The organism is Novosphingobium sp. BAM6, from assembly GCF_057784955.1.
The window spans coordinates 63613-88797 of the sequence record NZ_JBYNTR010000006.1; the positions used below are offsets into that span (position 1 = coordinate 63613).

Consider the following 25185-nt stretch of genomic DNA (forward strand, 5'->3'; position numbering starts at 1 on the left):
GCTTACTTCCCGCCCTGCTGCGTTCCCGAAGTGTCGGAGCCGTCTTGCTGATCTGCCACCGTCACCTGCTGCGGGGCCTTGGGCGAGACCGTCTGGCCGGGCTTGAGCATCAGCAGACCCTCGACGATCAGCTTGTCGCCTGCCTTGAGGCCGCTGGTGACGACCCACTTGTCGCCCACGGCGCGGTCGGTGACGAGCTTGCGCTGTTCGACCTTGTTGTCAGGTCCGACAACCAGCGCGACCGAATCGCCCTTTTCGTCGCGGGTCACGCCCTGCTGCGGGGCCATGATCGCCTGCTGGCGCACGCCCTCGACCAGCTTGGCACGCACGAACATGCCCGGAAGCAGCGTGCCGTCCGGGTTCGGGAAAGTGGCGCGCACGGTCACCGAGCCGGAGGACTGGTCCACCGTCACGTCCGAGAATTCCAGCTTGCCCTCGATCGGATAGACCTTGCCGTTGGGCAGGATCAACTGGACGCGCGCGGCATCGGGGGTGTCACGCGTCACGGCGCCGCCGTGGATCGCATCGCGCAGGTTGAGAAGGTCGGCGGCAGGCTGGGTCACGTCGACATAGACGTTGCCCATCGACTGGATGGTGGTGAGCGCCGTGGTCTGGCCGGTCTGTGCCAGCGCGCCCACCGTCACCAGCGACCGACCGATGCGGCCCGAGATCGGCGCGCGGATCGAGGTGTAGTTGAGGTTCACGCGCGCGGCTTCGACATCGGCCTTGCGCGCTGCGACGGTCGCCTGCGCTTCCTGCGCGGCGGCATCGGCATTGTCGACGTCCTGCTGTGCCACGCCCTTCACCGCGAGCAGGCGGTGATAGCGCTCGGCTTGCAGCTTCGTGGAGCGGATCTGCGCCTGCGCCATCGCCAGCGTGCCCAGCGCCGAGGCGAGGGCGGCGCGATAGGGCGCATCGTCAATCTTGTAGAGCACCTGCCCCTGCTTCACCATCGCGCCTTCGGTGAACAGGCGCTGGCGGATGATGCCGCTGACCTGCGGGCGCACCTCGGAGCTTTCCACTGCCAGGATGCGACCGGGCAACTCGGTGGAGAGCGTCACCGGTTCCGGCTTCAGCGTGACCACGCCCACTTCGGGCGGCGGCGGAGCAGCGGCCTTCTGGCCGCCACCGCAACTGGAGAGCAGCGCGCCCGAGAGCGCCAGCGTGGTCAGGCCCGCGATGGGGGGGAAACGCAGAAGGTTGGCCATTTGTCGCAATACCGCCTAGAAATGGAATGAGCGTTCATTCATGTAATTCGTGCCATAGGCGCGGTGCGAGTCGACGCACAAGAGAAAAGTAGGACTGATGACCAAGAGATCGACGGACGGAGGGCGTGAGAAAGTCGTTGCGGCCGCACGTATGCTGTTCGAGCAGCGCGGTTTTCACCAGACCGCCATGTCCGAACTGTCGGAGCGCGCCGGGGTAAGCGTCGGCCAGATCTATCGTCTCTTCGCCAGCAAGAGCGAGATGATCCTGGCGATCATTCATGAAGATACCGAGGCAAAGCTGGTGCGATTCGGCCTGATCCGCGCCGATCTGGAAGCCGGGCGCATTACGGCGCGTGAGGCGCTGCGCCGTCTCGCCGCCGAAGCGCTCGCGCATGAGCAGCAGGCGCTGACTTTCGAGATACTCGCCGAAGGCTTTCGCAATCCGAAGACCGGTGACGAGATCGGCCAGTTCTGCGATCGCTATCGCGGTGCGCTGAGCGCGCTGATCCGCGCGGCGGCGGGCGAAATGGAGCCGGGTCGCCTTGCCGCTGCGGAGGAAGTGCTGATGGGCCTGCTGTTCGGCCTGGGCAACCGCGCGCTCTGTCGCCCACGCCTTGGCCCCGAGGAAACCGCCGATTTCGCGGCGGACATGATGGTGGCGATGTTGCGCGGCTAACGAAGGTACATCTTTCGGCCCATGCTCGTCAGGCTCGGGCCGTCACGATCCACGCAGCGCCATCGATCAGAACCGAACGCTCGCCCGGTTTGGCGGCGAATGCCGTGCGCACGGCATCCGAAGCTCGCGCGCGGATGTCCGGATCCTGCTCGGCCAGCGCCCGTGCCAGCGGGCCGACGGCGGAGGCCATGCGCATGGCATCGTCCAGGGCTTCCTGACGCGAGAGGCCTTGGCCGAAGGGAAAGGTGAAATCGCAGGGGGTCACGTCGATCCGGCTATATCCGGCCTGCGTCAGCATGCGTGCGATCCAGGCGCGATCGGCAAATGCAAATGGACCTGGGGTGTACTGGCTCGGCGGGGCGGCAGGTGTCGGTACGATGTTGGCAATGGCATCGAGCGGCAGACGGACCCAGTCGTTTTCCTGAGCGCCGCGCCAGCAGACGAAAGCCATGCGTCCACCGGGCTTCAGGGCGCGGCGCATATGGGCGAAGGCGAAGGTCGGATCGGCAAAGAACATCACGCCGAACCGGGAGAACAGCAAGTCGAACGCGGCGTGGCGAAGACCTGCGCTGCCAGCATCGCAAATGCTGAACGTGACGGACGAACCCGCCTGCATCCGCTCGCGGGCCCGGCGGATCAGCGGTGCGGAGATGTCGACGCCCAGCACTTGCCCGGAAGGTCCGACCCGCTGGGCCAAGGCCAGCGTTGAGGTGCCGGCGCCACAGCCGACATCCAGCACATGCTCTCCCTTGCGCGGCCAGGCGGCGGCCAGCGCGGCCTCACCGAATGGTGCCAGCATGGTATCGAGCCGTTGCTGGTGGTCTACCCAGCGCTGACCACTGCGGCCGTTCCAATCGTAGGCCTGATAGGCATTCTGCTGAGCCATGCTTACTCCGTATATGCGATTGCGTCGCAATATAAATAACAAGAAGCGGATGGCAACGCCTGTTTGACAGCTCCCATGCAGGAATCGTCATGATGCATGAGGCGAGACTGCGCCGTCTTGTCCGAACACCCATTCCTCGAACATGGCTGTCAGGTCGCGGCCGCTGGATGCTTCCATCGCTGATTGCAGGTCGTGACTGGTGGCGGTTCGTCCCGCATGTGCCTGCGTATAGTGGCGTAGGCCTGCCCAGAATGCCGGCTCGCCCAGCGAATGACGCAGTTCATCCATGAATAATGCGCCCTTGCTGTACTGCACTGCGCGACGGGTGCCGAGGTTGGGATATGTCCCGTCCCATGCCAGTGGCTTGTCGAACCCGGCGGCGCGCGCACGGTCAAGTCGCTTACGGGCGAGGTCGAGTTCGGCCTCGTAGGCCGCATGGCCGAAACGGTGCTCCTTCCATGCGGCGGTCATGAAGGTGGTAATGCCCTCGTTAAGCCAGAACTCGCGAAGGCTGGTGCAGGTTACGAGATTTCCCCACCACTGGTGCGCCAGTTCATGAGGGATGGCCCAGTCCTGAGCTGGATTTCCGGCGGTTGGGGGCACGGACTCGGTCCCGACGACCGAATAGGTCGCGGCCTCCTGAGCCTCGTCGCCGGGAACGAGCAATTGTGTGTAGTGTCCGGCAGGCAGTGCGATGCCAGCCTTGTGGGCGAAGAATGCTGCGATGGCGCCGGTCTCGATGAAGCGGTGGCGCAGTGTCGCGGCATCTGTGCCAATGCCCAGGTAGGTCAGCCGTGCAGTGCCAGCGCGCTCTTCTACTCGTGTGAAATGGCCGATGGCGAAGCCGTAGAGATAGGCCGAATAGGGTGGCGTCTGCCAGCGTCTGATCGTGCTGCCGTCCACCTGCTTTCTTGCGTGCAGTTCGCGGCCCACTGCCACTGCGTCCATTCCCCGAGGGACCTGCAAGTCGAGCGTGAGCGAGGCCTTGTCGCCGAACGCGTTTTGCGCGCAGATCATCCAATCGCAGGCGAAGTAACTGGTGTAGAGCATCTCGCCCGTGCCGACAAAGCCGCGTGCCGGCGCGCCGTGGTAGGCTAGCTGCAGGGTTATGCGCTGGCCGTTCCTGAATGGCTTGCCGGCAGGGAAAGGAAATACGAGCGCGTCGCCGCGATGAAAGGGCACGACCGGCGTCCCGTCTATCGTCGCCCTGTCGATCGTGAGCGCGTTGTTGCTGAACGCCAGTTCGTGAACAGCGTTTCGTGTCAGGCGAAGTGTGACGATCTGCCGTGCGAGAAGGGATTTTCTGGCGATGTCCGGTGCGATGGCCAGCCGCTGTGCAAGCACGTCGTATCCGGCTCCGTTGTCGCTGACGTTATCAATGGCAGCCGCCCGAAGGCCGAACGGCAGGCACAACATTGCGCCCCCTATCAGGAGGATACACCTTCGCCATAGGCGGATCATCGCTAGTTTTTCCTTTTGCCAGATAGCTTGGGGCATCTAATAGTATGTAAATTACTGAAAATGGAGCGCTGTAAAGTAATTTTCGGGCTTTCCCCCATGGGCATTCCCTTGAGGCTTCGTTAAGCTATCTGCACCATTCTAGCAAAAACGGGCGCACCAATTCTGATTCGGGGAACTTGAATGTTTCAAGTGTTCGATTGCGTCTGGACTCAACACGATCACCATGTGGTGATCCTTGCTGCCATGGTCTGGATCGTTGCCAGCCTGGCCTTCTTTCTGGCTCTCGGTCGCGCGCAGGAGTGCGGGCCGGAGCGGCGTGCTTCGTGGCTCGCCCTTGGAGGCCTTGCCGGAGGGCTGGGCGTCTGGGCGACGCACTTCGTCGGCATGCTCGCCTATCATGGGGCGCTGCCTGTGGATTACGATCCGGCGACGACCGTGGTCTCTGCGGCGGTTGCCGTGGCCGGCTTCTGGGCTGCCCTGCGTTCGACCGAGACGCGTTCCGTTCCCGGTTGGCTCGCTGCCGGTACGGCTGCGACGGTCGCAGTGGGGGCGATGCACTTCATCGGTATGGCAGCCGTGCAGACGCAGGGACGTATCGTTTATGACTGGACCGCGGTCGCGATCGCGGCGGTGGTCGCCATCGTGTTGTTCAGCACCGCTTTTCTCAGCTTCGTCCGCTTGCGCGGAGCGTCCCGCATGGTCGGTGCCAGCCTTGCTTCGCTGCTGTCGATCTGTGCGCTCCACTTCACGGCGATGTCGGCGACAAGCCTGATCTATGATCCGACCTTGCCACGCGTGGCCGATGGTGGCTCACGCGACTGGCTGATCGCGGCGGTCGTGGGGACGACCATGGTGATCGTGCTGCTGACTGTCGCCTCCACGCTGCTGGATCGCTACCTCACCGATCTGCGCGGCTTTGCTGCCGCCACGATGGAAGGGCTTGTGATCCTGCGGGGGGGCAAGATCCTCGAGGCGAATGCGCAGTTTGCAGCGATCATGGGAGAGCCGGGCAAGGCAGAGGGCTTCGTTGGGCGCGATATCGAGACGCTGCTTGCAGCGGCTGATGGGATGGAAGTGGGCCATCACCGCGACAAGCCGGTCGAGGCACATCCGCGTGACGAGGAAGCCGCGCCGGCGATCGAACTTGACGAAACCCTGATTGGCCTTGAGCCTGAACCTCGCAGTTTCGAGATTTCCGCACGTGAAATTGAATATCGTGGGCGCCCCGCCACCGTGCTCGCGGTGCGTGATCTGACCGAGGCCAAGGCGGCACGCCGCCAGATCGAGTATCTCGCACGCCATGACGGGCTGACCGATCTGCCCAATCGCGTCATGTTCCAGGAACAGCTTGATCGCGCGCTGCGCCGGGCGGAGCGCACCGGTGAGGCCGTCGCGTTGCTTGCGCTCGATCTTGATCGGTTCAAGGCGGTGAACGACATTTTTGGCCATGCCGAGGGCGACCGGGTACTGCGTGCGGTAGCCGACATGTTGCGTCGCTCGGTTCGCAAGAGCGACACTGTCGCGCGTATTGGCGGTGACGAGTTCGTCATTCTCCAGACCCTTTCGGACCAACCGGATGGTGCGCGTGCGCTGTCCGCGCGGATTCTCGAAACCTTCCGTACCGAGATGGATCCCGCGCATGATCCGATGGCGGTGGGTGTCAGCATCGGTGTCGCCATGTCGCCCCACGACGGGCAGGATGCCGCCGCGCTGCGCCACGCCGCCGATATCGCGCTGTATCGCGCGAAGACTTCGGGCAAGGGCACGGCGGCCTTCTTCGACAAGGAGATGGATATCGCCGCGCGGGCTCGCCGTCAGCTGGAAAGCGATCTGCGTTCAGCGCTTGCGGAAGGGCAGCTCTATCTCGCCTATCAGCCGCTCGTCACCACGCGCGAAGGCAATCCGACTGGATATGAGGCGCTGCTGCGCTGGGATCATCCGGAACGAGGCTCGGTGGAGCCGGAAGTCTTCGTGCCGATGGCCGAGGAGACCGGGGCGATCATCACCATTGGCGAATGGGTGCTCCGCCGGGCCTGCCGCGATGCCGCGCGCTGGGCCGAGCCGCTGCGTCTGGCGGTCAACGTCTCGCCGGTGCAGTTGCAGGTCGCCAATTTCGAGCACACGGTGCTGGCCGCGCTGCGCTCTGCGGGCCTGCCGCCCGAGCGGCTCGAACTGGAAGTGACCGAGACCGCGCTGATGAAAAACCGGGACGAGACGCTGCGGGTGCTGCTGGCGCTCAAGCGGCACGGCGTGCGGATCGTCATGGATGATTTCGGCACGGGTTACTCCTCGCTCAGCAACCTCCAGAGCTTCCCGTTCGACAAGATCAAGATCGACCGCAGCTTCGTTGCCAACATGGCCAGCGACGAGGCGGCGCGCTCGATCGTGCGGGCGATCGTGGGGATCGGGCGCAGCCTGTCGATGCCGGTGGTGGCCGAGGGGATCGAGACCGAGGCGCAGCGCCAGCAGGTGCTCGACGAGGGCTGCCTGCACGCGCAGGGCTTCCTCTATGGGCAGCCGGTCGAGTTTCCCGAGGAAACTTTTGCCGACAGCAGCGAGGGCAAGGCGGCCTGAAAGCGGCGTTTGTGGAATTGCCCCCGATCGCCGAAGCTGTATGAGCGCGGCGAGACAGGCAATTTCAGGACTCTTTTTCATGTTGACCACGATCGAACCGGGCGCGAGCTTCAAGGACAACCTTCAGGCATTGCCGTCCATTGCCGGTCTGGACCGGATCGATCTGGTCGCGGTGGATGGCAGTGTCGTGGCGAGCATTGCCAACCAGCCCGGCCAGCAAGGCTCGCTCGCGGTCTATAACTATCTTGCGCAGGCCTTTGACGCCGTGGACGCGCAGGCGGCGGCGCATGGCCTGCTGGTCTTCGCCGAGCATGTGCCCGATGCGCAGGCGCGCCCCGGCGCCCATCCCAACATCGACCGCCTGCTGGCGATTGCCGCAGGGGGCGAGGCGCTGGCCGTGAAGACGGTCGCAGCGGCGTAAATCGGGTGAAGCCGGGGCGCGCAGGGTCGCGGCCCGGCCGGACGGTCAGCTTCCCCCGCCGCCCAGCACGTTGATCGTGAAGGCCAGCACGCCCAGGTTGAACACGAAGGCGGCGAGGCAGTGGATCGTGGCGACGCGCCGGACCGGGGTGGAGGTCATCGCCACGTCCGAGGTCTGGAACGTCATCCCCAGTGTGAAGCTGAAGTAGACGAAATCCCAGTATGTCGGCTCATGCGTGCCGGGAAAGTCGAGGCCCCGGCAGTCCTCGTCCCCCTTGCCGTCGCCGTTGGTGTCGATGCGGATATAGAACAGGTGCGCGTAGTGCAGCGCGTAGACCATGTTCGAGAACATCCACGCCAGCGCCAGCGTGACGATCACCAGCGCCATCGCGGCGGCCCGCAGGGTGCCCTTGTCTTGCAGCTCGGAAAACACCGCGATCAGCACCACCAGCGAGACCGCGCCGGTCACGGCCAGCAACAGGGTACGGTTGGCGTCGTTCTCCCGCGCGAAGCGGCGCATCCGGTCGGCCTCGGTGCATTGCAGCAGCGGCCAGCTGGACAGCAGGAACACCGCAGAGGCCACATCGAAGCCGGCCATCATCGCATGGCGCCAGCCCAGTAGCGGGGCGAGCGCAGGAATGCCGCCTGCCAGCAAAGCCGCGAACACGAGAAAGCGCACGGGCGCCAGACGATTGCCAAGATGAAGAGCCATTGCCCGCACTATAGCGGGCCGTGCGACGCGGTCTTGCGAAATCTGGCAGCCATGCAGGCGCACCATTTTTCGGGAAAGCTTGTGTTCACTTTGGTGAAAGGCGCGAGGGGGCTATGACGTGCTTGGGGCGCCAAACAGGAGAAGTGACAATGATTCGCAAGCTGATGACCGCTGTGGCTCTGGCCGGCATGATCGCTGCCACGCCGACGCTCGCCGCGCCGTGCAAGGATGCCAAGGGCAAGTTCGTCAAATGCCCGCCCGTCATGAAGAAGACGGTCGCCAAGAACGTGGTGAAGGGCAAGGACGGCAAGTGCCGTGTGGCTTCGGGTCCGAACAAGGGCAAGTTCACCAAGTGCTGATCGGATCGGAAAGGCCCCTTGCGTAAATGCGGGGCCTTTCCGGTACTCTGGAACCGATCCGGGCGCCCGGCGCTTACTCCCCCACGGTGCGGGCCGTGGATAGGGCGTGAGGGTTGATCTAGGGTCAGGCCCCCTTACTCGCATCGTCGAGGTTTGAAGCAAAATGGCTCAGCACAAGGAGGGAAGGCGCAGTAATATGCCGATATTTCAAGATTTTCCGACGAAGTGCCGGGCCATTTTGGTCAAATCCCTGCGGGACGCCCGAATGGCTTCCATCTCGAACCAAATCGCCCTTGGAAAGGCAACCAGCCTTCCCGGCGGGCGATTTGGCCCGATATGTTCGCCATTCGTGCGCCTCGACGGTGCGAGTAAGGGGGCCTGACCCTAGCATGCAGAAATCGCGTGATATCGGGCGTCTGGTTGTCGTGACAGGTGTGCTGGCGCTGCTGGCGGGATGCCAGACGCGGCACAACGAGGGCGCGCCTCCCAGGGCACAGGACCGCTTCGATATCGAGGCCCAGCCTTCGACCATCGCGGTGCCGGTGCAGGCGGATCTGACAGCGCTGGCGGCGACACTGGAAGCGCAGGTGCCGCGCACGCTCTACACCATCGAAAAGCCCGACCAGACTTGTGTGAAGGCGAAAGAGGTCGACCTCGGCATCGCCAAGTTGAAAACCCCCAAGCTGAAGTGCGATATCGTCGGCGAGGTCAAGCGCGGCGGCATGACGCTCTCGGGGGCCGGCCATACCATCGTGCTGACGATGCCGATCCATGCGGTGGTGCATGCACAGGACATCGGCGGGGTGCTCAGTCAGGAAACGGCGACGGCGGATGCCACCGCGCGCGCCGAGATCGCCCTTTCGCTCGCGCCCGACTGGACGCCGCGCGGCACGGTGAACATCCGCTACGACTGGACCAATTCGCCGCACATGGACTTCCTCGGCCAGCGGATCGACTTCACCGAGCAGGCCAATCAGAAGCTCGCCCCGGTGATCGCCAAACTGGAGCGTGAACTGCCGGGCCAACTCGGCAAGCTGGCGTTGCGCGATCAGGTGGGCAAGGCATGGGCGGGCGCATTCACCACGCTCTCCCTCAATCGCGAAAATCCGCCGGTATGGATGCGCGTGACGCCCAAGGCGCTGGAATACGGCGGTTATGAGGTGCGCGGCAACCGGCTGGTGATGAACCTGGGCCTCAAGGCCGTGACCGAGACTTTCGTGGGCAACAAGCCCGCCGACCCGCAGCCGACGCCGCTGCCGCAGGTCAAGGCGCTGGAGGGGCAGGCGGGGCAGCTTTCGTTCTTCATTCCCGTGATCGCCGACTACCACGAACTGGAACCGGTGCTGATGAAGGCGCTGGTCAAGCGTTCCGCCCGCCCGTTCACGGTGCCCGGCGTGGGAGACGTGATGGCGAAATTCACCAAAGTCACGATCTACGGCACCACGCAGGCGCGGATCGCGGTGGGCGTGACGTTCGAGGCCCACGATGCTGCCGGACGGCTGGGCGGTACGCGCGGCACCGTGTGGCTGGCGGGCAAACCGGTGAATGCGCCCAATTCGCGAAAAGTGGGCTTCGAGAACCTCGCCGTTACCGGGACCACCGACATGACCGGCGGCGATCTTATCCTGCGGCTCGCCAATGCCAGTGGCCTCAACGCCACGATCGCGGCGGGACTGACGCAGAACTTCGAGCACGATTACGACCAGCTGCTGGGCAAGATCGGCAAGGCCATTGCCGAAAAGCGCGAAGGGGATCTGCTGATCCGCTCGCGTATCACTGCAACCCAGACCGGCACGATCGCGGCCTCGGGGCAGGGGCTCTACCTGCCGGTACGCGCCACGGGCGAAGCATCGGTCACGGTGGCGAAGTGACGCTGATCGGGTGTCGTTCAGGCGTGTCGCGCTAGGGCCCTGACCCTAGGGGACATCGGCCAGACGATTTGAAAGGATTTCGCATTTCCATCGACCAGATCATCGCGACTTACGGATTGCCCGCCGTGTTCCTCGGGTCCGGTATCGAGGGTGAAACGGCAGCGGTGATGGGCGGCATTCTGGCCCACCGGGGCACGCTCTCGCTCGGCCCCGCGCTGCTGGCGGCTTCGCTGGGATCGTTCGTGGTCGATCAGGGCTTCTTCCTGCTCGGCCGCTGCTTTCGCCACCACCCGTTCGTGCAGCGCATGCAGGAGAAGGCGGTCTTCGCCAAGGCGCTCTCGGTGTTCGAGCGTTACCCCTTGCGCTTCGTGTTCGGCTTTCGTTTCCTCACTGGTCTGCGCACGGTCAGTCCGCTAGCGATCGGCACGACCAAGATCCGCGCGCGCACGTTCCTGCTGGTGAACCTGATTGCCGCGCTGGTGTGGGGCGCGATCTTCGTGGGGCTCGGCTATTGCTTCGGGCAGGCGATACAGGCGGCCTTCGGGCGGCTGCGCTCGGTCGTGCCGATCCTGCTCGGCGTCGCGGCGCTCGCAGGCCTCGGCACGCTGGCGATGCGCTGGCGCAAGCGCCGACGTGAACGCAGGGAAGCCTAAGCCTCCTTCTTTTTCTCGCCCTGCGATGCCAGCATCGTCTTCCAGCGAGCATCGAGGCGCGGCAGCGCCTTGGCGGTGGTGGTCGAACCCACGAAGGAAAGGCCGCGCAGTTTCAGACTGTGTCCGGCGAACCAGCGCCCGGTGATCGTATAGCCCACGTCATAGAGCGAGACGTTTTCGAACGGCTTGCCATCGACCATGTACTGCGTGGTGATGACCACCGGCAGGCGCTCGTCGCCGCGGCTGTCGTCGGGGAGGCCTGCCTTGTCACGCGCCTGCTTGAGCGCGCTTTCGAACCACGATGCCTCGATGCGCGGCTCGCCGGTGGTGCTGGCGGGGGTGAGGTCGAGCGCGGAGGGGAAGGCGATTTCCTGGCTCTGCACCGCCTGATCGGCGGACACCGGGCGCAGGGTCAGCCGATCGCTGCCGGCGCCCGAAGCGCTCAGGACCAGCGTGCCCGCGCGGGTGGAGGCCTGTTCCGCGACGGCTGCCTTGTCGGCTTCATCGTCGCTGCGCTGGCTCCAGTTGTTCCACAGGGTCAGCCCCGAGATTACCAGCGCGATCACCGCGACGATCTCGCCGAAGGTGATCCAGCGGCGACGGCTCGCCGTATCGTTGCCGGTTCCTGCACTCATCGTCTTGCGCGCTCCTTGGCGTAGCCTCGGCAGAATGGCCTATGTCGCCGGACTACGCCAGCGCCCTGCGCGTGGATCGCTTTCCGAGGGCTGAATGGTGTCGTGCCATGACAACGAACAGATAACGTCACGGCATGTTGCGGCAGGGGCTGTCGATATGGCAGAGCCTCTTTGCTGCCGCTCGTCGGCACTCCTCAAAGCTGTGAGGCTGCCATCCGCGTTCCCTGGGCCATGCATGTGCCGCTATTTATGAGATATCTTCGTCGTGGGTGATCGTTCCGGGTCGAGCCTTGCACATAAAGGGCGTGGTCTGTCGCGCTGGATGGAACTGCATGCCATCGGGCTTTCACCTGAACTGGTGAACTGGGAAGACGGCGCGCGCGCCGCTTTCGTCGTGGCTTTGCCTCTGATGCTGCTGCTTGCCACGGGGCGCAGCGAGCTTGGCTGGGCGATTTTCGCGGCCTTCTGGACTTGTCTTGCCGACAGCGGCGGGCCGCTGAAGCGCCGTATCGGGCTTTCCGCGCTTTTTGCCTTGCCGGGCGCAGTCGTCGCGTTTCTGGCTTCGTGGCTTGCGGGGCTGGGAATGGTGTGTGCGATTGTGGCGGGGCCGCTGCTCGTCTTCCTTTGTGGATTGCTGCCCTACTATCGCCCTGCGGCTGGGTTGGTGGCGACACTGCTGGCGGTGGTCGCCGTGGTCGCGGGTGGGTATCCGCACCATGCGATCGACGCGGCAATGCTTGGCGACATGTTCCTCGGCGGAAGCCTCTGGGCGATGGTGGTGATCGAGGGCTTGTGGCGGGGCGATGTCAGTCGTCCGGCACGGCAGGCGGTCTCGGCGGTGTTCGCCCGGCTTTCCGACATGGCGTTTGACATCGCCTCTGGCGAGGTAGGTGAAGCACACCAGCAGGCCGTACAGTACAGCCAGCACCGCCGCGCGGTGCGCGCAGCCATCGAGCGCGCGGAAATGCAGGTCGCGAACGTGCAGGGCCTCTGGGCGATGATCGTGCGGCGGGCGCTGGTATCGGCCGATGAAGTGTTTCATGCCCTGCTGGCGCTGGATCACCGGCGTTCCGGGGATCCAGCGGTATGGTTGGGGCTCCGGGATATTGGCGGCCGTCTCGCCGGTATCGCGCGGCAGTTGCGGCGTGGCGGTGCGGTCCAGCCGCAGGAAGCCGTCACCGTGCAGCATGGCTCGGCAAGTGAGGCCGGTGCCTTCCGTGCCATCGATTCGGCGCTGGAGGCCATGACCGGGGGGCGTGGCGCTGCGACGGCATCTGAATCGCTAGTGCCAACGCCTGCTGCTGACGGGCATCGCCTGAAACGCACGGTCCTTCATGCCCTGCGAATTGCCGCTGTCGTGGCGATCGTCACGGCAACGGCGCATGCGCTGGGGCTCGGCTATCCCTATTGGGCGGCGATGGCGGTGATCGTGGTGCTGCACCCGGTCCGCCGTATGAGCGTGGCGCGCGGGGTGGAGCGCATCCTTGGATCGGTGGCGGGCGGTGCCGTCGCCTCGCTGCTGCTTCCGTGGCTGGAGGCGCCTGCGGTCGTGGCCGGGCTGGTCCTTGGCGGAACACTGGCGACGATCGCGCTGCGCAGCGTGAACTACACGATCTTTGTGGCCTTCCTGAGCGTGATCTTCGTGCTGGTCATGCACACGCTGCATCCCGCCGAAGGGCTCGCCGGAATGCGCATTCTGGACAATGTGGTCGGCAGTGTCGCGGCGATTGCCTCCGTGCTGGTGTTCTCGCCTCGCGGTGGGCCGTCGCTGGCATCGCGCATCGCGGAGGCGGTGGCGGCGAATCGGGCCTATCTCGAAGCCATCGAGACCGGAGATCCGGCGAAAGTCACCTCGGCGCGTCGCGCGGCAGGGCTCGCCTCCATCGAGGCGGAAATGGCCGCGCACATGCCGGGGCATATATTCGGCGCCGCGATTTCCACGCAGGAGGCGCAAGGCCTTGCCGAAGCACGTCGCCTCGCCGGGAAGGCCGCTGCGCGCTGGCATGATAAAGTTACCGGTTAGAGCATTTTCTAATCAGGTGGAATCACCTGATGACTCGGAACATGCGGTAAATCAGAAGCTTGGGGCGGTTGATCCAGTGCGGCTGGATCGGAAACCGCTCCAAGCGGCAGGATCTCCAGAATTTCGATCGCCTCCGCCTGACCGCCGAAGTCCACACGCTCGCCGATCTCGGCTTCCATCATCGCGCGCGGCAGCGGGGCGGAGAAGGCCAGCCTGCCTGACGCCGGATCGGCCTCGTCATGCCCGACGATGGCGATGGTGCGCGTCCGGCCTTTCAGCGCGAACGTCACCCGGCAGCCGAAGGCGACGCAGGACAGGTCCGGTTGGGGCATGACGCGGGCCGAGGCCTGCCGCGTGCTCCAGTAGCGGTGCTCGCGACGCGCGGCCTTGATCCCGGCCTCGTTCTCAAGGGCTTTCAAGGCTGTTTCAAGCGCATTCAACCGCGCTTCTATCAGCGTCAGTCCATAGGCGGTGACAAGGTTGGGGCCGGGCGGGATCGGGATCTCGAACGTGGGTTCGAGGTGCTCCTCATCGCCATCGCGCCGAAACGCGACGCTCATGCTGCGATACTCATCAGGTACTCGTTCGTAATGCTCGCCTTGATGGAGAGCCTTGGATCAAAGACCCGGACGATAGACCTTTTCGACATGCCCGGCGAGGTCTTCGGGCCAGAAATAGACAGGCCGCAGCTTGCCTTCGGCGTATAGCTGGGCCTCGTCGTCGAAGTGGGGCGAGGCCGGATCGCCGCTCTCGCCGCCTGCCGTCACCGCCCACGCGCGGACTTTCGGGCCGAATTCGACAACCGCGACGAAGCTGTTGCCGCTGGTGCCGTAGTATTTCCGGGTGTTCGGGTACGTCTTCGCGCCGAACGAGGCGAGCGAGCCCCAGACCGAGGAGACAAACGGCACCGGCAGGCTGGGTTTCGCATCGTCGAAATGCGGCGCGATGGCGTCGTCGAGCCGCTGGAAGCGGTTGACGCCTCCCCATGCGACTTTCCATGTCCCGAAATCTCTGGTGAGCCGTTCGACGGTGGCCTGAAGCGCGGCAAGGCGCACTTCGGCTGTCGTTTCCTTCGCGATGTAGTCCGGCAGCTGCATGCGCGCGGCGCGGGCCTTGGCGCGCAAGGCATCGCCCAGCGTATCGCCCCAGAACACCGCCAGCGTGGTTTCCTGCGAGGCATAGCCCCATCGCTGATCCCAGCGGCGCAGGCGTTCGATGGGCTCGGCCAGCGCGGCTTTCTTCGGGTCGCTGGCGGCCAGCGCGTCGTAGTCGGCGATCAGTTGCGGCATCAGCATCGCGAAGGCGGGCAGGTGGCTGTCGAAGGCGGCGGCGATCAGGCGCTGCGGTGTGAAATCATGCTTGCCCATGAGCACTTCGTCGGCGTGGACGCCGCGATAGTTGGCGCCTGCCTGATCCATGTAGCGCGGAAAGTCCGCCGCCTTCGGGCTGTCCGGGCCTGCTGCATCCCACGGCCAGTCGTTGGTGTTGTGGACCCAGCCGACGGCGGGATCGATGGCCTTGGGCAGCGCGTCCAGCGGGGTCAGGCCTTTCCAGTCGGTGGCGGGGTTCGCGCCGTCCACCGGATCGCGATAGTCGAACGCGTCGTCACGCACGGGTACGAACTGGGGGTGAAGATAGGCGATCTCGCCCTTGGCATCGGCGAAGATCGTGTCGTTCGAGGAATTAGCCTTGAGGTCCGCGATCTTGAGATAGCTTGCCAGATCGTCGGCACGGGTGCGCAGCCAGCTCTGTTCGAGCGCGGGGATCGGCTTCCACATCAGGGCCTCGGCCACCCACTTGCCGCCCCGCTCGGCGACGATGGGGCCGTGGCGCGTGCGATAGACCGGGAAGGTGCGCCGGGCCATCGTGCCATCGACCTTGCGATAGGACAGCGTGACGGTGCTCTGGGCGATCGGGCGCAGTTCGGAGCCGTAGCGGTAGAACAGCTTGCTGCCCTTGTGCTCGATAGTCTCCTCGAACTCGTCGATATTGTCGATGCCCGAAGAGGTGTGCATCCAGCCGATCTTCGGGTTGAAGCCCTGATAGATGAAGAACTGGCCCCAGGTGCTGGCGCCGTAGGCGTTCAGCCCGGCATCGCTGGTCATCTGCAGTTCGGAACGGAAATAGAAGCTGGTGTGCGGGTTGATGAGCAGCAGCGCGTGGCCGTCAGCCGTGTTCTTCGGCGCGATGGCGATGCCGTTCGAGCCGCTCGGCTCGCGCTTCACGGCGCCTGTTTCCAGCGCGGTCAGCGCGATCGGGCGCTTTTCGTAGAAGCTCTGAAGCTGGGTGAGCGAGATCCGCTCGATATCGCCGCCGATGCTGCCTTCGGTGAAGGACAGCGCCATCCAGGGCTCGAAATGCGTCAGCACCCGAGGATGCACGTTCGGGTGGGTCGCGAGGTAGTAATTGAGCCCGTCCGCCCAGCTGTCCATCAGCGCGCGCAGCCACGCCGGGCTCTGACGGTATTGCGCCTGCAACTGCGCAGGATCGACATAGAGCCGCTGGCGCAGATCCTGCCAGATCGCCGTCTCGCCTTCGGCTTCCGCCGTGCGGCCCAGCGCGGTGAGATAGTTGGCCTCGATCCGGGGGAAGTCGTCCTCGGCCTGCGCATAGATCGCCCCGAACACGGCATCGGCATCGCTGCGCCCATGGACGTGGGCGATGCCCCAGTCGTCACGGGTGATGGTGACGCGCGCGGCTTGCGCCTGCCAGCGCGCCTGCTCTCCCGATGCGGCGGAGGCGGGAGAGGTGAGGCTGCATACCATCGCGGAGGCGGCGAGCAGGAGCGGGCGGGTGAAGCGGCGTGCGATCATCGTTTGCAAGGGCTATCGGGCAAGGCCGAAGCTGGCAAGCGGGGAACGCCGACGCTTAGCTCAGCATCGCCTTCAGCGCAGGGGAGAGGTATTCGCGCAGCATATTGTCTTCGAGCAGGATGATGCGCGCTGCGATGCCGTGATGGGCGGCGAACAGCGGGGCATCGGCACCCATCACCATCAGCGCGGTGGCAAGGGCATCGGCGCGCATGGCGGTGGGGGCGAGGACGCTGACCGATTCCGCGCCCTGCCGAACCGGCGCGCCGGTTTGCGGATCGAGCGTGTGGCCGAGCCGCACTTCGCCCAGATCGTGATAGCGCCGATAATCCGCGCTGGTGGCCACGGCCCCGTCGGGCAGCGCGATATGCAGCGGCAGGAACAGGCCGCCCGGCGGGTCTTCGAGCGCCACCCACCAGGGTTGCAGGTCGGGCCGCACACCGGTGCCGCGCAACTCGCCCCCCACTTCGACAAGGCAGGAGGTCACACCCGCCTCGCCGAGCACGCGCGCGGCCTCATCGACGCCAAAGCCCTTGGCGATGGCACTGAAATCGAGCTGAAGCCCGCCGGGCTGCCGTAGCACGCGGGTTTCCGGATCGAAGTCGATCGATGGCCGGGCGCGCGGTGCCAATGCCGTCTCCGGCAGCACCGAGGGCGCCGAGGCGCCGAAGCCCCACGCCTCGCTGGCGGCGCCCAGTGCGGGATCGAACGCGCCTTCGGTCATGTCGGCGATGGCGATCGCTTCGGTCAGAACGGAGGCGAAGCCCTGGGGAACTTGATGCTGCGTGCCCGCGCCGGCGCGATTGAACTGCGAGAGGTCGGAGGAGGGCTCCCACTGGCTCATTTGCGCGACCACGGCGTCCAGCGCCGCCTGCACAGCGGAACGCAGCGAAGGGATCGCGCTGACATCCAGCGCGACCATGCGGACGGACCATGTGGTTCCCATGGTCCGTCCGCCGAAGTCGAAGACCCTGCCGCCGCGCAAGGGTCTGGCGATCCGTGCCGCATCGAGCGGCGGGATGGCGAGGCGGGCGTCTTCGTCGGTCATCGTCGGTTGGCTCTATGCAAGGCTGGCTTACGGCGCCTGCACTTCGAGCGTTGCGACGTAGCTCAGGCCGCGATCGGTCGCGCCGGGGATCGAGACCTTGTTGTCGCTGGCGCGCGCTTCCATCCAGTACATGCCCGGCCCCGACCATGTGACCTTGGCCTGTCCCTTGGCATCGGTGGTGATGTCCTGCTTGATCGGCGAGGCAGCCCAGCGGTCGTCCTTGGTGACGGAGACCTTCAGGCCCGCTGCGGGCTGGCCATCGACGAGGAACGTGAACACGCCCGGCTCGTTGGCGACAAGGTCGTCAGGATGGGTGACGGGGACCATCTCAAGACCCTTGCCGGTGGGCTTGAACACGGCATTGTCGGGCACGCCCAGCGTCACGAAGACCTGGTTGGTGGACTGGTTCTCGCGCAGCTGCACGTCGGTTGCACCCTGCGGGATCAGCGAGGCGATCTTGTCGGCCGTGACGCCGCGCGGCAGGCGCTTCTTCTCGCCGTTCAGGGTGTAGCCGCCGAACACGCCGGTGCTGGTCGAACCGATGCGATAAGTGCCGGGCTTGGTCAGGTGAACCTCGAACATCGAGCGGACCTGACCCTTGACGGCGTTCTCGATGGGAACGCTCTGGCCATCGGGACCGGTGGCCGTGAAGTTCTGCGGATCGAGCGAATGGAAGTTCGAGATGAACAGTTCGCTGGAGACGGCGGCGTCAATCGAAACCCAGGCTTCGTCGCCCGAGAACGTGGTTTCGGAGGGCAGCAGCCACTGGCTATGCGCAAAAGCCGTGGCGGGCGCGGCAAGGGCAAGAAGCGCGGGGACCGCGAGCAGGGTGGAACGGAGACGAGTGTTCACAAAGTGTCCTTTCAGGGCTTCACGGATGCAGTGACGGTGCCGATTTCGGTCGCGCCCTTGGCCGAGGCGGTGGCAGGGCGCTTGCCGCCCAGCGTGACGGGAACGGTGACGCTCTCACGCCCGCCGGATTCGCGCGCGGCCTCGACCGTCAGCTTGTACTGGCCACCCGGCAGGCCGCGCAGGGCAGCGGCGGGAATGGTCAGCTTCTGCGGGCCGGGCGCGCGGGTGGCGCCGGAAATGCCGTCGATCTGCGCGCTGCGACCGCCCTTGCGCCACCAGGTGCGCATGTCGGAAAGCCACTTGGTGCCATGGCCTTCGCGGTTGTCGCTGTCGTACCACACGGCGAGCGTCTTGAATGGCTGGCCGGTCGCGCCTTCGAGCCAGATCGCCACGTAGGGGCGGTGGTACTCGGCCACGCTCGGGCGCGGGAGAGTGACCGTGAGGTCGATGGTGTCGGCCATGGCCGGTGCGGCGATAGTGGTCGCAGCGCCGGTCAGTACCAGCAGCGAAGTCTTGCGCATGCGTGTGCTCCCTAGTGAATGACGAACTCAGTGAATGAAGAACAGGGCGAGGATGAAGGGGATCAGCAGACCCAGGCCGGTCAGTGGCCAGGTCGAGGGGCGGTGTCGGCCGTGCATCCACAGCAGGGCAAAGCCGGTGCCCACGAAGACCAGCGCGGAAATCACGAACCCGTCGATGAACCAGTGCCAGACCCAACCGGCGTTGCGGCCCTTGTGAAGATCGTTGAAGTAGGCGATCCAGCCCTGATCGGTGGTCTCCCAACTGATCGCGCCGTCGCCGCGCTCGACGCTGATCCAGGCATCGCCGCCGGGGCGCGGCATGGCGAGGTAGACCTCGTCCGAAGACCATTCCGCTGCCGTGTCCGCCGGGATCGACATCTTGCTCTGGCGCGCCAGCTCGTCGCGCACGGCGATGGGCACGGGAACCTTGGCGCCATCGCCGGGACCTTTGGCGAGCAGCGCGATGAACGCGGGGGCGAGCTGGCCGGAGCCGTCGACGACCTTGGGCTTGGCGAGGATATCGCCCGCGTGGTTCAGGGTGAAGCCGGTGGCGACGAACAGGAACAGCGCCATCAGCGACAGCGCCGAGCTGACCCAGTGCCAAGTGTGCAGCTGGCGCAGCCAGAAGCCGCGCGTCCAGCCTCCCTTGCGGCGGCCCGGCGCGGCGCCGCCGGTGGTTGCTGCGGCGCTGGAGGTTGCAGTGGCAGGCGCGGCGTTGGTAATTGCCGCGGCAGGCGCGGCGATGGGGTGCGCGGTACGGCCCGCACTGTCTGAAGTGGTCATGTCATGCATCGTGGTTGTTCGGTTCAGGTCAGGCGAGCGAGAAGCCGACGGGCACGATCACCCAGGCATCGACGGGCTTGCCCGCCTGCTTGGCAGGGGCGAAGCGCCAGGCGGAAACCGCCTTGATTGCGGCCTGATCGAGTTCGTCGAAGCCGCTCGAATGGCTGATCTTGACCTGCCCGGCCTTGCCGCCCGCCGTCACCAGAACCTTGAGCAGCACAGTGCCCTGATGGTGGCTGTGGCGTGCCTCGTAAGGGTATTTGGGCCCGGCATTGCCCAGCTGGGCAGCGGAGAAGTCCGGTGGCGTGATCGGGGCTGGCGGGGCGGGAGGCGCCGGCGGTGCCGGTGGGGCCGCCACGACGGCGACCGGCGGTGCGGGCGGAGCCGGTGGCGTAACGGAAAGCGCGGGCGCCGTGCTGGGCAGCTCGATCATCGGCTTGATCGCGACGACCTGCGTCTTCACTTCAGGTGTCTGGATCAGCTGCGGCTCGGTCTGGTCGGGCACCTGTTTGGTGGGCGACGGCGGTGGAGGCGGCGGCGAGGTGATGTCGAACGTCGTCAGTTTCTTGTGATGGGCCGCGGCTGGCCCGACCACGCCGATCGTCACGAGCACGATGAAGGCCGCGACATGGACGGCGGCAGCGATGCCGAGCGCGCGCCAGTTGAGTGTCGCGCCGTGATAACCGGTGTTGGCGGACACGGACGCTGTAGCCAGATCCGCAGCACGACCAGCATTGCTCATGGATGGCTCTGTCGCTGAATCCTCGAACATGATCCGGCGCAAACCCTGTGACTTGCCGCTCGCATCGATGTCATCGCGCGCGCCATAAGCCCCGTTATAAAGGCTCGCTTCCATTGCGATCGTGCTCCTGTTGCCCCTGACTCTAATGCGAGGCAGTCGCATTAGCCGGTATCAGCAATGGTGCTGCGAGGCAAGAGCAACAAAAGTTTGTAAGGGGTTTGCTACACTTAACTAAAGTGTTCAAAATCAATAATTTACATGAATTTCACGATGTCGTCGCTCGAATACGATACGCGAATGACGTTTATTCATGACAAAATGCGTCAATCGCAAGATCGAGAATCGCTATCCATCAAGGCGGCGCCACTTCAAGCCCACGCTACAGTGGCGGTCTTTCACGCGCCCAGCGCGCGTCCAGCCGCATCGAGCGGCGCAGGGGATGCAGAGCCTGTGCGTTTAGCCCAGTGGCGAAGTGCAGGAACAGCCAGAATCAGGCCTCCGCCGATCAGGCAAAGGTCGATAGTTGCCGAACTGCCCGGCCATTGGCCGCTCAGCAGAGCATGGCCAAGTCCAGTGGGAATCATCGCTGCGGCGAGTGCCGTGCGGAGATAGGCACCAAGCCGGGCAACCGGGCGGATCGCGGCCACCACCATGGCGAACACCAGCGCGGACCAGAAGGCTATCGCCAGCGGGGCGATGTCGCCTGCGATAAGGCGCAGCCAATAGGTGGCGATCAACAGGATCGGGCTACCCCAGGCAACGATGGCCCACATGGCCTCGATGCGCGGCACGGGGTGCCCGCGCCGGGCGCGCTTGGTCAGCCAGATGTTGGTGCCTGTCACGACGATCGCGCACAGGGCAAGCCCGAACAGGAACCACGCGGTCAGTACTGGCACGCCGCCGAAGGTGCCGAAGTGGATCTTGTAGATCGAGGATAGCGCCTGCTGGCCTTTCGGGCCGTCAGAAATACCCACATTGTCGGTATAGTGCCCCGTTCCGTCGAAGCGGTAGGTGTCACCATAAGACAGGTTTCTGTCGTTCAAGGTCAGCAGCGCGATGCGCTGGCCTTTGGTGCCGGGCGCTTCGATGGTGATGTAGTTCAGTGTGTTTTGCGGCCGGTTTCGGGCAAGCCAGCCCATTGCCACATCGACACGCGGCCAGGAGGCTTTGGTCGCATCGGGCACGGCTGGTGAGCCGTAAAGCGAGGCATAGCTTTTGGCGATCTGGCCGCCGTAGCGCTCCGTTGCGATCGACTGGAACACGATCTGGCCAAGGCCGAGCATTGCACCGGTGATCGCCAGCGCCATGATGAACGGCAGGAGCCAGGTGCCCATGCGGTTGTGCAGATCGGCCTGTGCAAGTTGCGTCATCGCCGCGCCGTCCTCGCGTCCTTTTGCACGGAAACGGAAAGCGTCGCGCAAAATGCGCGGGTGGGCGAGTACGCCGGTCAGGGATGCGGCAGCCATCATCGCACCTAATGCGCCGGTCAGCATGATGCCCCAGGTGCCGGGAAGATTGAGATAATAGTGCATATCCAGCATGAAGCTGGTCCACGGATCGGCTTGTTCGCCTGCAAGATCACCTGCCGGGGTGACGTAATGCGGCGAACCGCTTCCGGTTAGCGTTGTGCGCGGGTTTGCCGGGTTGGGCATTTGCAGGGCGATATACGCGGGAGGCGTAGTCTCGTTGCGCATGGCCGAGTTTACTGCGCGCTGCACAGCCTGGGGTGACATCGCCTGCATTTCAGGGGCTTGCGGCTGCTCCCAGCGCTCCCAGCGGTCGCCGAACACCGCGAGCATGCCGGTGAGGCAGACAAGATAGAGCAAGGCGCAGGCAACCAGCCCGATCGCGGTATGACCGCCCAGCGCGCGCCGGACGAAGCCGGTTCCGGGGGCATCGATTCCCTTGAAGTCAGGATGCTTCACGCCGCCAGACACAGGACGCCTCCAATTAAGGTCGTTGCCACCAAGGGTATGATTTTGCCTTTAAATCCGGGAGCGATCATCTGCCAGCTCATCACGCAGACCCACAGCAGCGGCAGGCCGAACAGCGCCAGCGCGCTGGAGTTCGCCTCACGCCAGCCGCCATGCCATGCCATGCGCTGGAGCGCCCAGGCGGCGAAGGCGCAGGCGGCCAGAGCGACGGGACCGCAGAGCAGGAAGACCGCGATGCGGCGACCAAGGCTGCGCCAGTCCATCGGGGCCTTCGGAGGCGGTGGCGGGGGGGCGGAAGGCGCTGCAAGGTCGCGCTTTTTCCGGGGTGCGCGCACTTTGGGGGCTGGGCTCTGCCAGCCTGCCCAACACACGATCACGGCTGCGCTGGTCATCGCGGCGGTGATGCCGAGCGTCAGTCCGCGCGCGCCGGCCATTTCGAGAAGGGCGACTGCTGCGCAAGCCAGTATCAGCCAGCCCAGCAGTACCGGCCAGCGTTCCCGCTGCCAACCATAGCGCAGTAGTACCGGCCCCGCCGCACTGGCCAGAAGCGGTAGCGCGATCACCTGCAAGCCTCTGCCTTGAAAGCCGAATTTGACGCCACGATAACCTCTTCGCACCCATTGTCCGAGGGCGATCGAGCCTCGAAAACCTTGCAACTGATTTGCATTATGGGTGCGATCTACGGGGGCGGAAGGGGCGAGTCAATGGGTTGGGAAGGCGATGCCCGGCCCACGAACACAGCAGAATTGAACCAGACATAAACCGGGGCAAAGAGGGGCCTAAAGGGGGGAAAGGCGCACCTAAAGGGGGGGGAGACCGACAGAGCGCCCCCGACCGCGCCTCGGCATTGCCCGGACAGGCAAAGGGCGGACCTTCCCACCGGAAGCCCCGCCCTTTTTATGTATTCCTGTCCAGTCGCGGACCGAGGATCATACCGCCAGGGCGGCATCCTTCTCGGCATAGAGACGGTCCATCTCGGCGCGGCTGCGCTTTTCGGCTGCGGTCTTGAGCTGGCCGCAGGCCGCATCGATGTCGCGCCCGCGCGGAGTGCGTACCGGGGCGGAAATCCCCGCCTCGAACACGATGTTCGAGAAGGCCCTGATCCGCTCGGGCGTCGAGCATTCGTAAGCCGCGCCCGGCCAGGGGTTGAAGGGGATCAGGTTGACCTTGGCGGGCAGCTTGTAGTGCTTGAGCAGACGGACCAGTTCGCGCGCGTCCTCGTCGCTGTCGTTCTTGTCCTTGAGCATCACGTATTCGAAGGTGATGCGGCGGGCATTGCTGGCGCCGTGGTACGAGGCACAGGCGGCGAGCAAGTCCTCGATGCCGTACTTCTTGTTGATCGGCACGATCTCGTCGCGCACGTCCTTGGTCACGGCGTGGAGCGAGACCGCGAGGTTGACGCCGATCTCCTGCCCGCAACGCTCCATCTGCGGGATCACGCCCGAGGTGGAGAGCGTGATGCGGCGCCGCGAGAGGGCAAGGCCCTCGCCGTCCATCACCAGCTTGAGCGCATCGCGCACATTGTCGAAATTGTAGAGCGGCTCGCCCATGCCCATCATCACGATGTTGGTGAGCAGGCGCCCGCTGGCGTGGTAGTCGCCCTGATACTCGCCGTTCTCGTCCTCGTCCTGATCGAGCCCGGCCATCGTCTTGCTGGCGGCCTCGGCGGCGGTCCGGGGCCATTCGCCCAGCGAATCGCGCGCGAGCATCACCTGTCCGACGATCTCGCCCACGGTCAGGTTGCGCACGAGGCGCATGGTGCCGGTGTGGCAGAAGCGGCAGTTGAGCGTGCAGCCGACCTGCGAGGACACGCACAGCGTGCCGCGATCGGCGTCGGGGATGAACACCATCTCGAAATCGTGGCCGTCCGCCGTGCGCAGCAGCCACTTGCGGGTGCCGTCGGTCGAGTGCTGGGCCTCGACGATCTCGGGACGGCCGATCACGAAGCGCTCGGCCAGCCAGGGGCGCATCGTCTTGGCGATGTCGGTCATCGCCTCGAAATCGGTGACGCCGCGATGGTAGAGCCAGTGATAGACCTGCTTGCCGCGCAGCTTGGCCGCCTTGGCGTCCAGCCCTGCCGCCTCGAACAGTTCGGCGATGCGCTTCTTGGGCAGGCCGAGCACGTCGATGCGCCCGTCCTCGCGCGGGGTTACGCCGTCTACCAGCGTGGGGCGCGGCACCGGAACCGGATCGATGTGGCCGGGAATGGGCATTTGCGCCGAAAGCGGGGCGGCGGTCCGGCCGGCCCCTTCGAGAGTGGTCGTGTCTGTCATGATTGCGCGCGGCCATAGCCGATTCCCGCGCAAAACGGAAGATGGCGGAAGCGCAGAGGTTCCAGGGTCGAACCCTAGCGCAAGTCTGCGCAGCCCAGCAGCGCTGCGTCCATCGCCGAGGCCCCGCCCGCCAGTTGCCACGTGTCGGCGAAGGGAAGGCCTTTCGTGTCGCGGCTGGAGGCGGTCATCGTCGGGGCCGAACGCATGGCGGCAAGGATCGCGGCGTTGTCGCTCGGGCTCGGGGCCCAGGCATCGGCCCCGCCGCCGGTCAGGGTGAAGCGCTGATCGCCAAGGCGCAGGGTGATGGGCGCGCCCGAGGCGATATTGCGCGAAAGGCGGATGTGGACTTCGTTGCGAATGCCGCGCCGGGGCCATGTCGCCACGGTGGCATAAGGCTGGGTGTCGCGCGCTCGCTCGCTTGGTTGGGCCATGGCGATGGCATAGCAACGCGGCACGACCGGATCGCGAAAGGCGCCCCATTGCGCATAGAGACCAAGGCTCTCCCGCGCGAGTGCGGGCGCCGCAACGAGTGTTAGGGCGGCGGCAAGCAGCAGCATCAGGCGGCGGTGCAGGCAGGGCAGGGCACGGGGCGGCATCATACCCGCGGCTATAGCGGGCCCCGGCGCGGCTTGCCTAGGCGGCGCCGATAAATTCGAATGGCTGCAAACGCCCCATAACGGACGTTAAATTCCCCTCGTCATCCCAGCGAAGGCTGGGATCGTTGTGAGCAAGGCGCTACTTTGC

General features: G+C 65.3%; 23 protein-coding genes. 7 read left to right on the forward strand and 16 right to left on the reverse strand.

Annotated features, from left to right (window positions below):
• Nucleotides 1-2 precede the first annotated feature (2 nt).
• Nucleotides 3-1208 (reverse strand): efflux RND transporter periplasmic adaptor subunit, encoded by a 1206-nt coding sequence (locus AC3EC3_RS15370; protein ID WP_488490473.1) that lies wholly within the window; start codon nucleotides 1206-1208, stop codon nucleotides 3-5.
• Between the two features lie 97 nt (nucleotides 1209-1305).
• On the opposite strand from AC3EC3_RS15370, the gene AC3EC3_RS15375 reads away from it, so the two are divergent.
• Nucleotides 1306-1884: a TetR/AcrR family transcriptional regulator gene (locus AC3EC3_RS15375; RefSeq protein WP_488490474.1), complete on the forward strand. Its 579-nt coding sequence runs from the start codon at nucleotides 1306-1308 to the stop codon at nucleotides 1882-1884.
• A gap of 28 nt (nucleotides 1885-1912) precedes the next feature.
• Here the strand turns inward: AC3EC3_RS15375 and AC3EC3_RS15380 are convergent, their stop codons facing one another.
• Together AC3EC3_RS15380 and AC3EC3_RS15385 are read right to left on the reverse strand one after the other, a co-directional pair.
• On the reverse strand, nucleotides 1913-2770 hold the full coding sequence (locus AC3EC3_RS15380; protein ID WP_488490475.1) for a class I SAM-dependent methyltransferase: 858 nt from the start codon (nucleotides 2768-2770) through the stop codon (nucleotides 1913-1915).
• A gap of 87 nt (nucleotides 2771-2857) precedes the next feature.
• Nucleotides 2858-4267 carry a M1 family aminopeptidase gene (locus AC3EC3_RS15385; RefSeq protein WP_488490476.1) on the reverse strand — a complete coding sequence of 470 codons (1410 nt, stop codon included), beginning with the start codon at nucleotides 4265-4267 and terminating at the stop codon, nucleotides 2858-2860.
• Nucleotides 4268-4411: 144 nt separating this feature from the next.
• Between AC3EC3_RS15385 and AC3EC3_RS15390 the strand changes: the two genes are divergently transcribed.
• Nucleotides 4412-6805 carry a bifunctional diguanylate cyclase/phosphodiesterase gene (locus AC3EC3_RS15390; protein ID WP_488490477.1) on the forward strand — a complete coding sequence of 798 codons (2394 nt, stop codon included), beginning with the start codon at nucleotides 4412-4414 and terminating at the stop codon, nucleotides 6803-6805.
• Between the two features lie 79 nt (nucleotides 6806-6884).
• Nucleotides 6885-7226: a DUF2322 family protein gene (locus tag AC3EC3_RS15395; RefSeq protein ID WP_488490478.1), complete on the forward strand. Its 342-nt coding sequence runs from the start codon at nucleotides 6885-6887 to the stop codon at nucleotides 7224-7226.
• A 45-nt stretch (nucleotides 7227-7271) separates the two neighbouring features.
• Here AC3EC3_RS15395 and AC3EC3_RS15400 read toward each other — a convergent pair whose 3' ends face one another.
• Complete coding sequence (locus AC3EC3_RS15400; protein WP_488490479.1) at nucleotides 7272-7937, reverse strand: DUF1345 domain-containing protein; 666 nt, start codon at nucleotides 7935-7937, stop codon at nucleotides 7272-7274.
• Between the two features lie 149 nt (nucleotides 7938-8086).
• Between AC3EC3_RS15400 and AC3EC3_RS15405 the strand changes: the two genes are divergently transcribed.
• From AC3EC3_RS15405 to AC3EC3_RS15415, 3 genes are all read left to right on the forward strand, one after another.
• On the forward strand, nucleotides 8087-8296 hold the full coding sequence (locus tag AC3EC3_RS15405) for a hypothetical protein (RefSeq protein ID WP_488490480.1): 210 nt from the start codon (nucleotides 8087-8089) through the stop codon (nucleotides 8294-8296).
• 389 nt (nucleotides 8297-8685) lie between these two features.
• A complete protein-coding gene (locus AC3EC3_RS15410; RefSeq protein WP_488490481.1) occupies nucleotides 8686-10167 on the forward strand; it encodes a DUF4403 family protein in 1482 nt (493 codons plus the stop codon).
• 68 nt (nucleotides 10168-10235) lie between these two features.
• Nucleotides 10236-10820, forward strand: a complete 585-nt coding sequence (locus tag AC3EC3_RS15415; RefSeq protein WP_488490482.1) for a DedA family protein — start codon at nucleotides 10236-10238, stop codon at nucleotides 10818-10820.
• On the opposite strand, the gene AC3EC3_RS15420 is transcribed toward AC3EC3_RS15415, so the two are convergent.
• A complete protein-coding gene (locus AC3EC3_RS15420; RefSeq protein WP_488490483.1) occupies nucleotides 10817-11455 on the reverse strand; it encodes a hypothetical protein in 639 nt (212 codons plus the stop codon). The genes AC3EC3_RS15415 and AC3EC3_RS15420 overlap by 4 nt on opposite strands.
• Before the next feature lie 322 nt (nucleotides 11456-11777).
• Between AC3EC3_RS15420 and AC3EC3_RS15425 the strand changes: the two genes are divergently transcribed.
• Nucleotides 11778-13478: an FUSC family protein gene (locus AC3EC3_RS15425; protein WP_488490484.1), complete on the forward strand. Its 1701-nt coding sequence runs from the start codon at nucleotides 11778-11780 to the stop codon at nucleotides 13476-13478.
• Nucleotides 13479-13486: 8 nt separating this feature from the next.
• Here AC3EC3_RS15425 and AC3EC3_RS15430 read toward each other — a convergent pair whose 3' ends face one another.
• The 11 genes from AC3EC3_RS15430 to AC3EC3_RS15480 form a co-directional block, all read right to left on the reverse strand.
• A complete protein-coding gene (locus tag AC3EC3_RS15430) occupies nucleotides 13487-14038 on the reverse strand; it encodes a GreA/GreB family elongation factor (protein ID WP_488490485.1) in 552 nt (183 codons plus the stop codon).
• A 57-nt stretch (nucleotides 14039-14095) separates the two neighbouring features.
• Nucleotides 14096-16291 (reverse strand): penicillin acylase family protein, encoded by a 2196-nt coding sequence (locus AC3EC3_RS15435; protein ID WP_488490486.1) that lies wholly within the window; start codon nucleotides 16289-16291, stop codon nucleotides 14096-14098.
• Between the two features lie 55 nt (nucleotides 16292-16346).
• Nucleotides 16347-17336: an FAD:protein FMN transferase gene (locus tag AC3EC3_RS15440; RefSeq protein ID WP_488490487.1), complete on the reverse strand. Its 990-nt coding sequence runs from the start codon at nucleotides 17334-17336 to the stop codon at nucleotides 16347-16349.
• A 27-nt stretch (nucleotides 17337-17363) separates the two neighbouring features.
• On the reverse strand, nucleotides 17364-18188 hold the full coding sequence (locus tag AC3EC3_RS15445; protein WP_488490488.1) for a DUF4198 domain-containing protein: 825 nt from the start codon (nucleotides 18186-18188) through the stop codon (nucleotides 17364-17366).
• A gap of 11 nt (nucleotides 18189-18199) precedes the next feature.
• Nucleotides 18200-18709, reverse strand: coding sequence for a DUF2271 domain-containing protein (locus AC3EC3_RS15450; RefSeq protein WP_488490489.1), 510 nt, complete (start codon nucleotides 18707-18709; stop codon nucleotides 18200-18202).
• A gap of 27 nt (nucleotides 18710-18736) precedes the next feature.
• Nucleotides 18737-19492, reverse strand: a complete 756-nt coding sequence (locus tag AC3EC3_RS15455) for a PepSY-associated TM helix domain-containing protein (RefSeq protein WP_488490490.1) — start codon at nucleotides 19490-19492, stop codon at nucleotides 18737-18739.
• Nucleotides 19493-19520: 28 nt separating this feature from the next.
• Nucleotides 19521-20348 carry an energy transducer TonB gene (locus AC3EC3_RS15460; RefSeq protein ID WP_488490491.1) on the reverse strand — a complete coding sequence of 276 codons (828 nt, stop codon included), beginning with the start codon at nucleotides 20346-20348 and terminating at the stop codon, nucleotides 19521-19523.
• Nucleotides 20349-20629: 281 nt separating this feature from the next.
• Nucleotides 20630-22159, reverse strand: a complete 1530-nt coding sequence (locus AC3EC3_RS15465) for a PepSY-associated TM helix domain-containing protein (RefSeq protein ID WP_488490492.1) — start codon at nucleotides 22157-22159, stop codon at nucleotides 20630-20632.
• On the reverse strand, nucleotides 22156-22731 hold the full coding sequence (locus tag AC3EC3_RS15470; RefSeq protein ID WP_488490493.1) for a hypothetical protein: 576 nt from the start codon (nucleotides 22729-22731) through the stop codon (nucleotides 22156-22158). Before AC3EC3_RS15470 ends, AC3EC3_RS15465 begins: the two co-directional genes overlap by 4 nt.
• 366 nt (nucleotides 22732-23097) lie before the next feature.
• Nucleotides 23098-24441, reverse strand: coding sequence for a 23S rRNA (adenine(2503)-C(2))-methyltransferase RlmN (gene rlmN, locus AC3EC3_RS15475; RefSeq protein WP_488490494.1), 1344 nt, complete (start codon nucleotides 24439-24441; stop codon nucleotides 23098-23100).
• A gap of 74 nt (nucleotides 24442-24515) precedes the next feature.
• Complete coding sequence (locus tag AC3EC3_RS15480) at nucleotides 24516-25037, reverse strand: hypothetical protein (protein WP_488490563.1); 522 nt, start codon at nucleotides 25035-25037, stop codon at nucleotides 24516-24518.
• Between the last annotated feature and the right edge of the window lie 148 nt (nucleotides 25038-25185).

What these genes read in the sequence shown, in the direction of transcription:
- AC3EC3_RS15370 (WP_488490473.1), bottom strand. Translation starts at nt 1,208, where the DNA reads ATGGCCAACCTTCTGCGTTTCCCCCCCATCGCGGGCCTGACCACGCTG.
- AC3EC3_RS15375 (WP_488490474.1), top strand. Translation starts at nt 1,306, where the DNA reads ATGACCAAGAGATCGACGGACGGAGGGCGTGAGAAAGTCGTTGCGGCC.
- AC3EC3_RS15380 (WP_488490475.1), bottom strand. Translation starts at nt 2,770, where the DNA reads ATGGCTCAGCAGAATGCCTATCAGGCCTACGATTGGAACGGCCGCAGT.
- AC3EC3_RS15385 (WP_488490476.1), bottom strand. Translation starts at nt 4,267, where the DNA reads ATGCCCCAAGCTATCTGGCAAAAGGAAAAACTAGCGATGATCCGCCTA.
- AC3EC3_RS15390 (WP_488490477.1), top strand. Translation starts at nt 4,412, where the DNA reads ATGTTTCAAGTGTTCGATTGCGTCTGGACTCAACACGATCACCATGTG.
- AC3EC3_RS15395 (WP_488490478.1), top strand. Translation starts at nt 6,885, where the DNA reads ATGTTGACCACGATCGAACCGGGCGCGAGCTTCAAGGACAACCTTCAG.
- AC3EC3_RS15400 (WP_488490479.1), bottom strand. Translation starts at nt 7,937, where the DNA reads ATGGCTCTTCATCTTGGCAATCGTCTGGCGCCCGTGCGCTTTCTCGTG.
- AC3EC3_RS15405 (WP_488490480.1), top strand. Translation starts at nt 8,087, where the DNA reads ATGATTCGCAAGCTGATGACCGCTGTGGCTCTGGCCGGCATGATCGCT.
- AC3EC3_RS15410 (WP_488490481.1), top strand. Translation starts at nt 8,686, where the DNA reads ATGCAGAAATCGCGTGATATCGGGCGTCTGGTTGTCGTGACAGGTGTG.
- AC3EC3_RS15420 (WP_488490483.1), bottom strand. Translation starts at nt 11,455, where the DNA reads ATGAGTGCAGGAACCGGCAACGATACGGCGAGCCGTCGCCGCTGGATC.
- AC3EC3_RS15425 (WP_488490484.1), top strand. Translation starts at nt 11,778, where the DNA reads ATGGAACTGCATGCCATCGGGCTTTCACCTGAACTGGTGAACTGGGAA.
- AC3EC3_RS15430 (WP_488490485.1), bottom strand. Translation starts at nt 14,038, where the DNA reads ATGAGCGTCGCGTTTCGGCGCGATGGCGATGAGGAGCACCTCGAACCC.
- AC3EC3_RS15435 (WP_488490486.1), bottom strand. Translation starts at nt 16,291, where the DNA reads ATGATCGCACGCCGCTTCACCCGCCCGCTCCTGCTCGCCGCCTCCGCG.
- AC3EC3_RS15440 (WP_488490487.1), bottom strand. Translation starts at nt 17,336, where the DNA reads ATGACCGACGAAGACGCCCGCCTCGCCATCCCGCCGCTCGATGCGGCA.
- AC3EC3_RS15450 (WP_488490489.1), bottom strand. Translation starts at nt 18,709, where the DNA reads ATGCGCAAGACTTCGCTGCTGGTACTGACCGGCGCTGCGACCACTATC.
- AC3EC3_RS15455 (WP_488490490.1), bottom strand. Translation starts at nt 19,492, where the DNA reads ATGACCACTTCAGACAGTGCGGGCCGTACCGCGCACCCCATCGCCGCG.
- AC3EC3_RS15460 (WP_488490491.1), bottom strand. Translation starts at nt 20,348, where the DNA reads ATGGAAGCGAGCCTTTATAACGGGGCTTATGGCGCGCGCGATGACATC.
- rlmN (WP_488490494.1), bottom strand. Translation starts at nt 24,441, where the DNA reads ATGACAGACACGACCACTCTCGAAGGGGCCGGCCGGACCGCCGCCCCG.
- AC3EC3_RS15480 (WP_488490563.1), bottom strand. Translation starts at nt 25,037, where the DNA reads ATGCCGCCCCGTGCCCTGCCCTGCCTGCACCGCCGCCTGATGCTGCTG.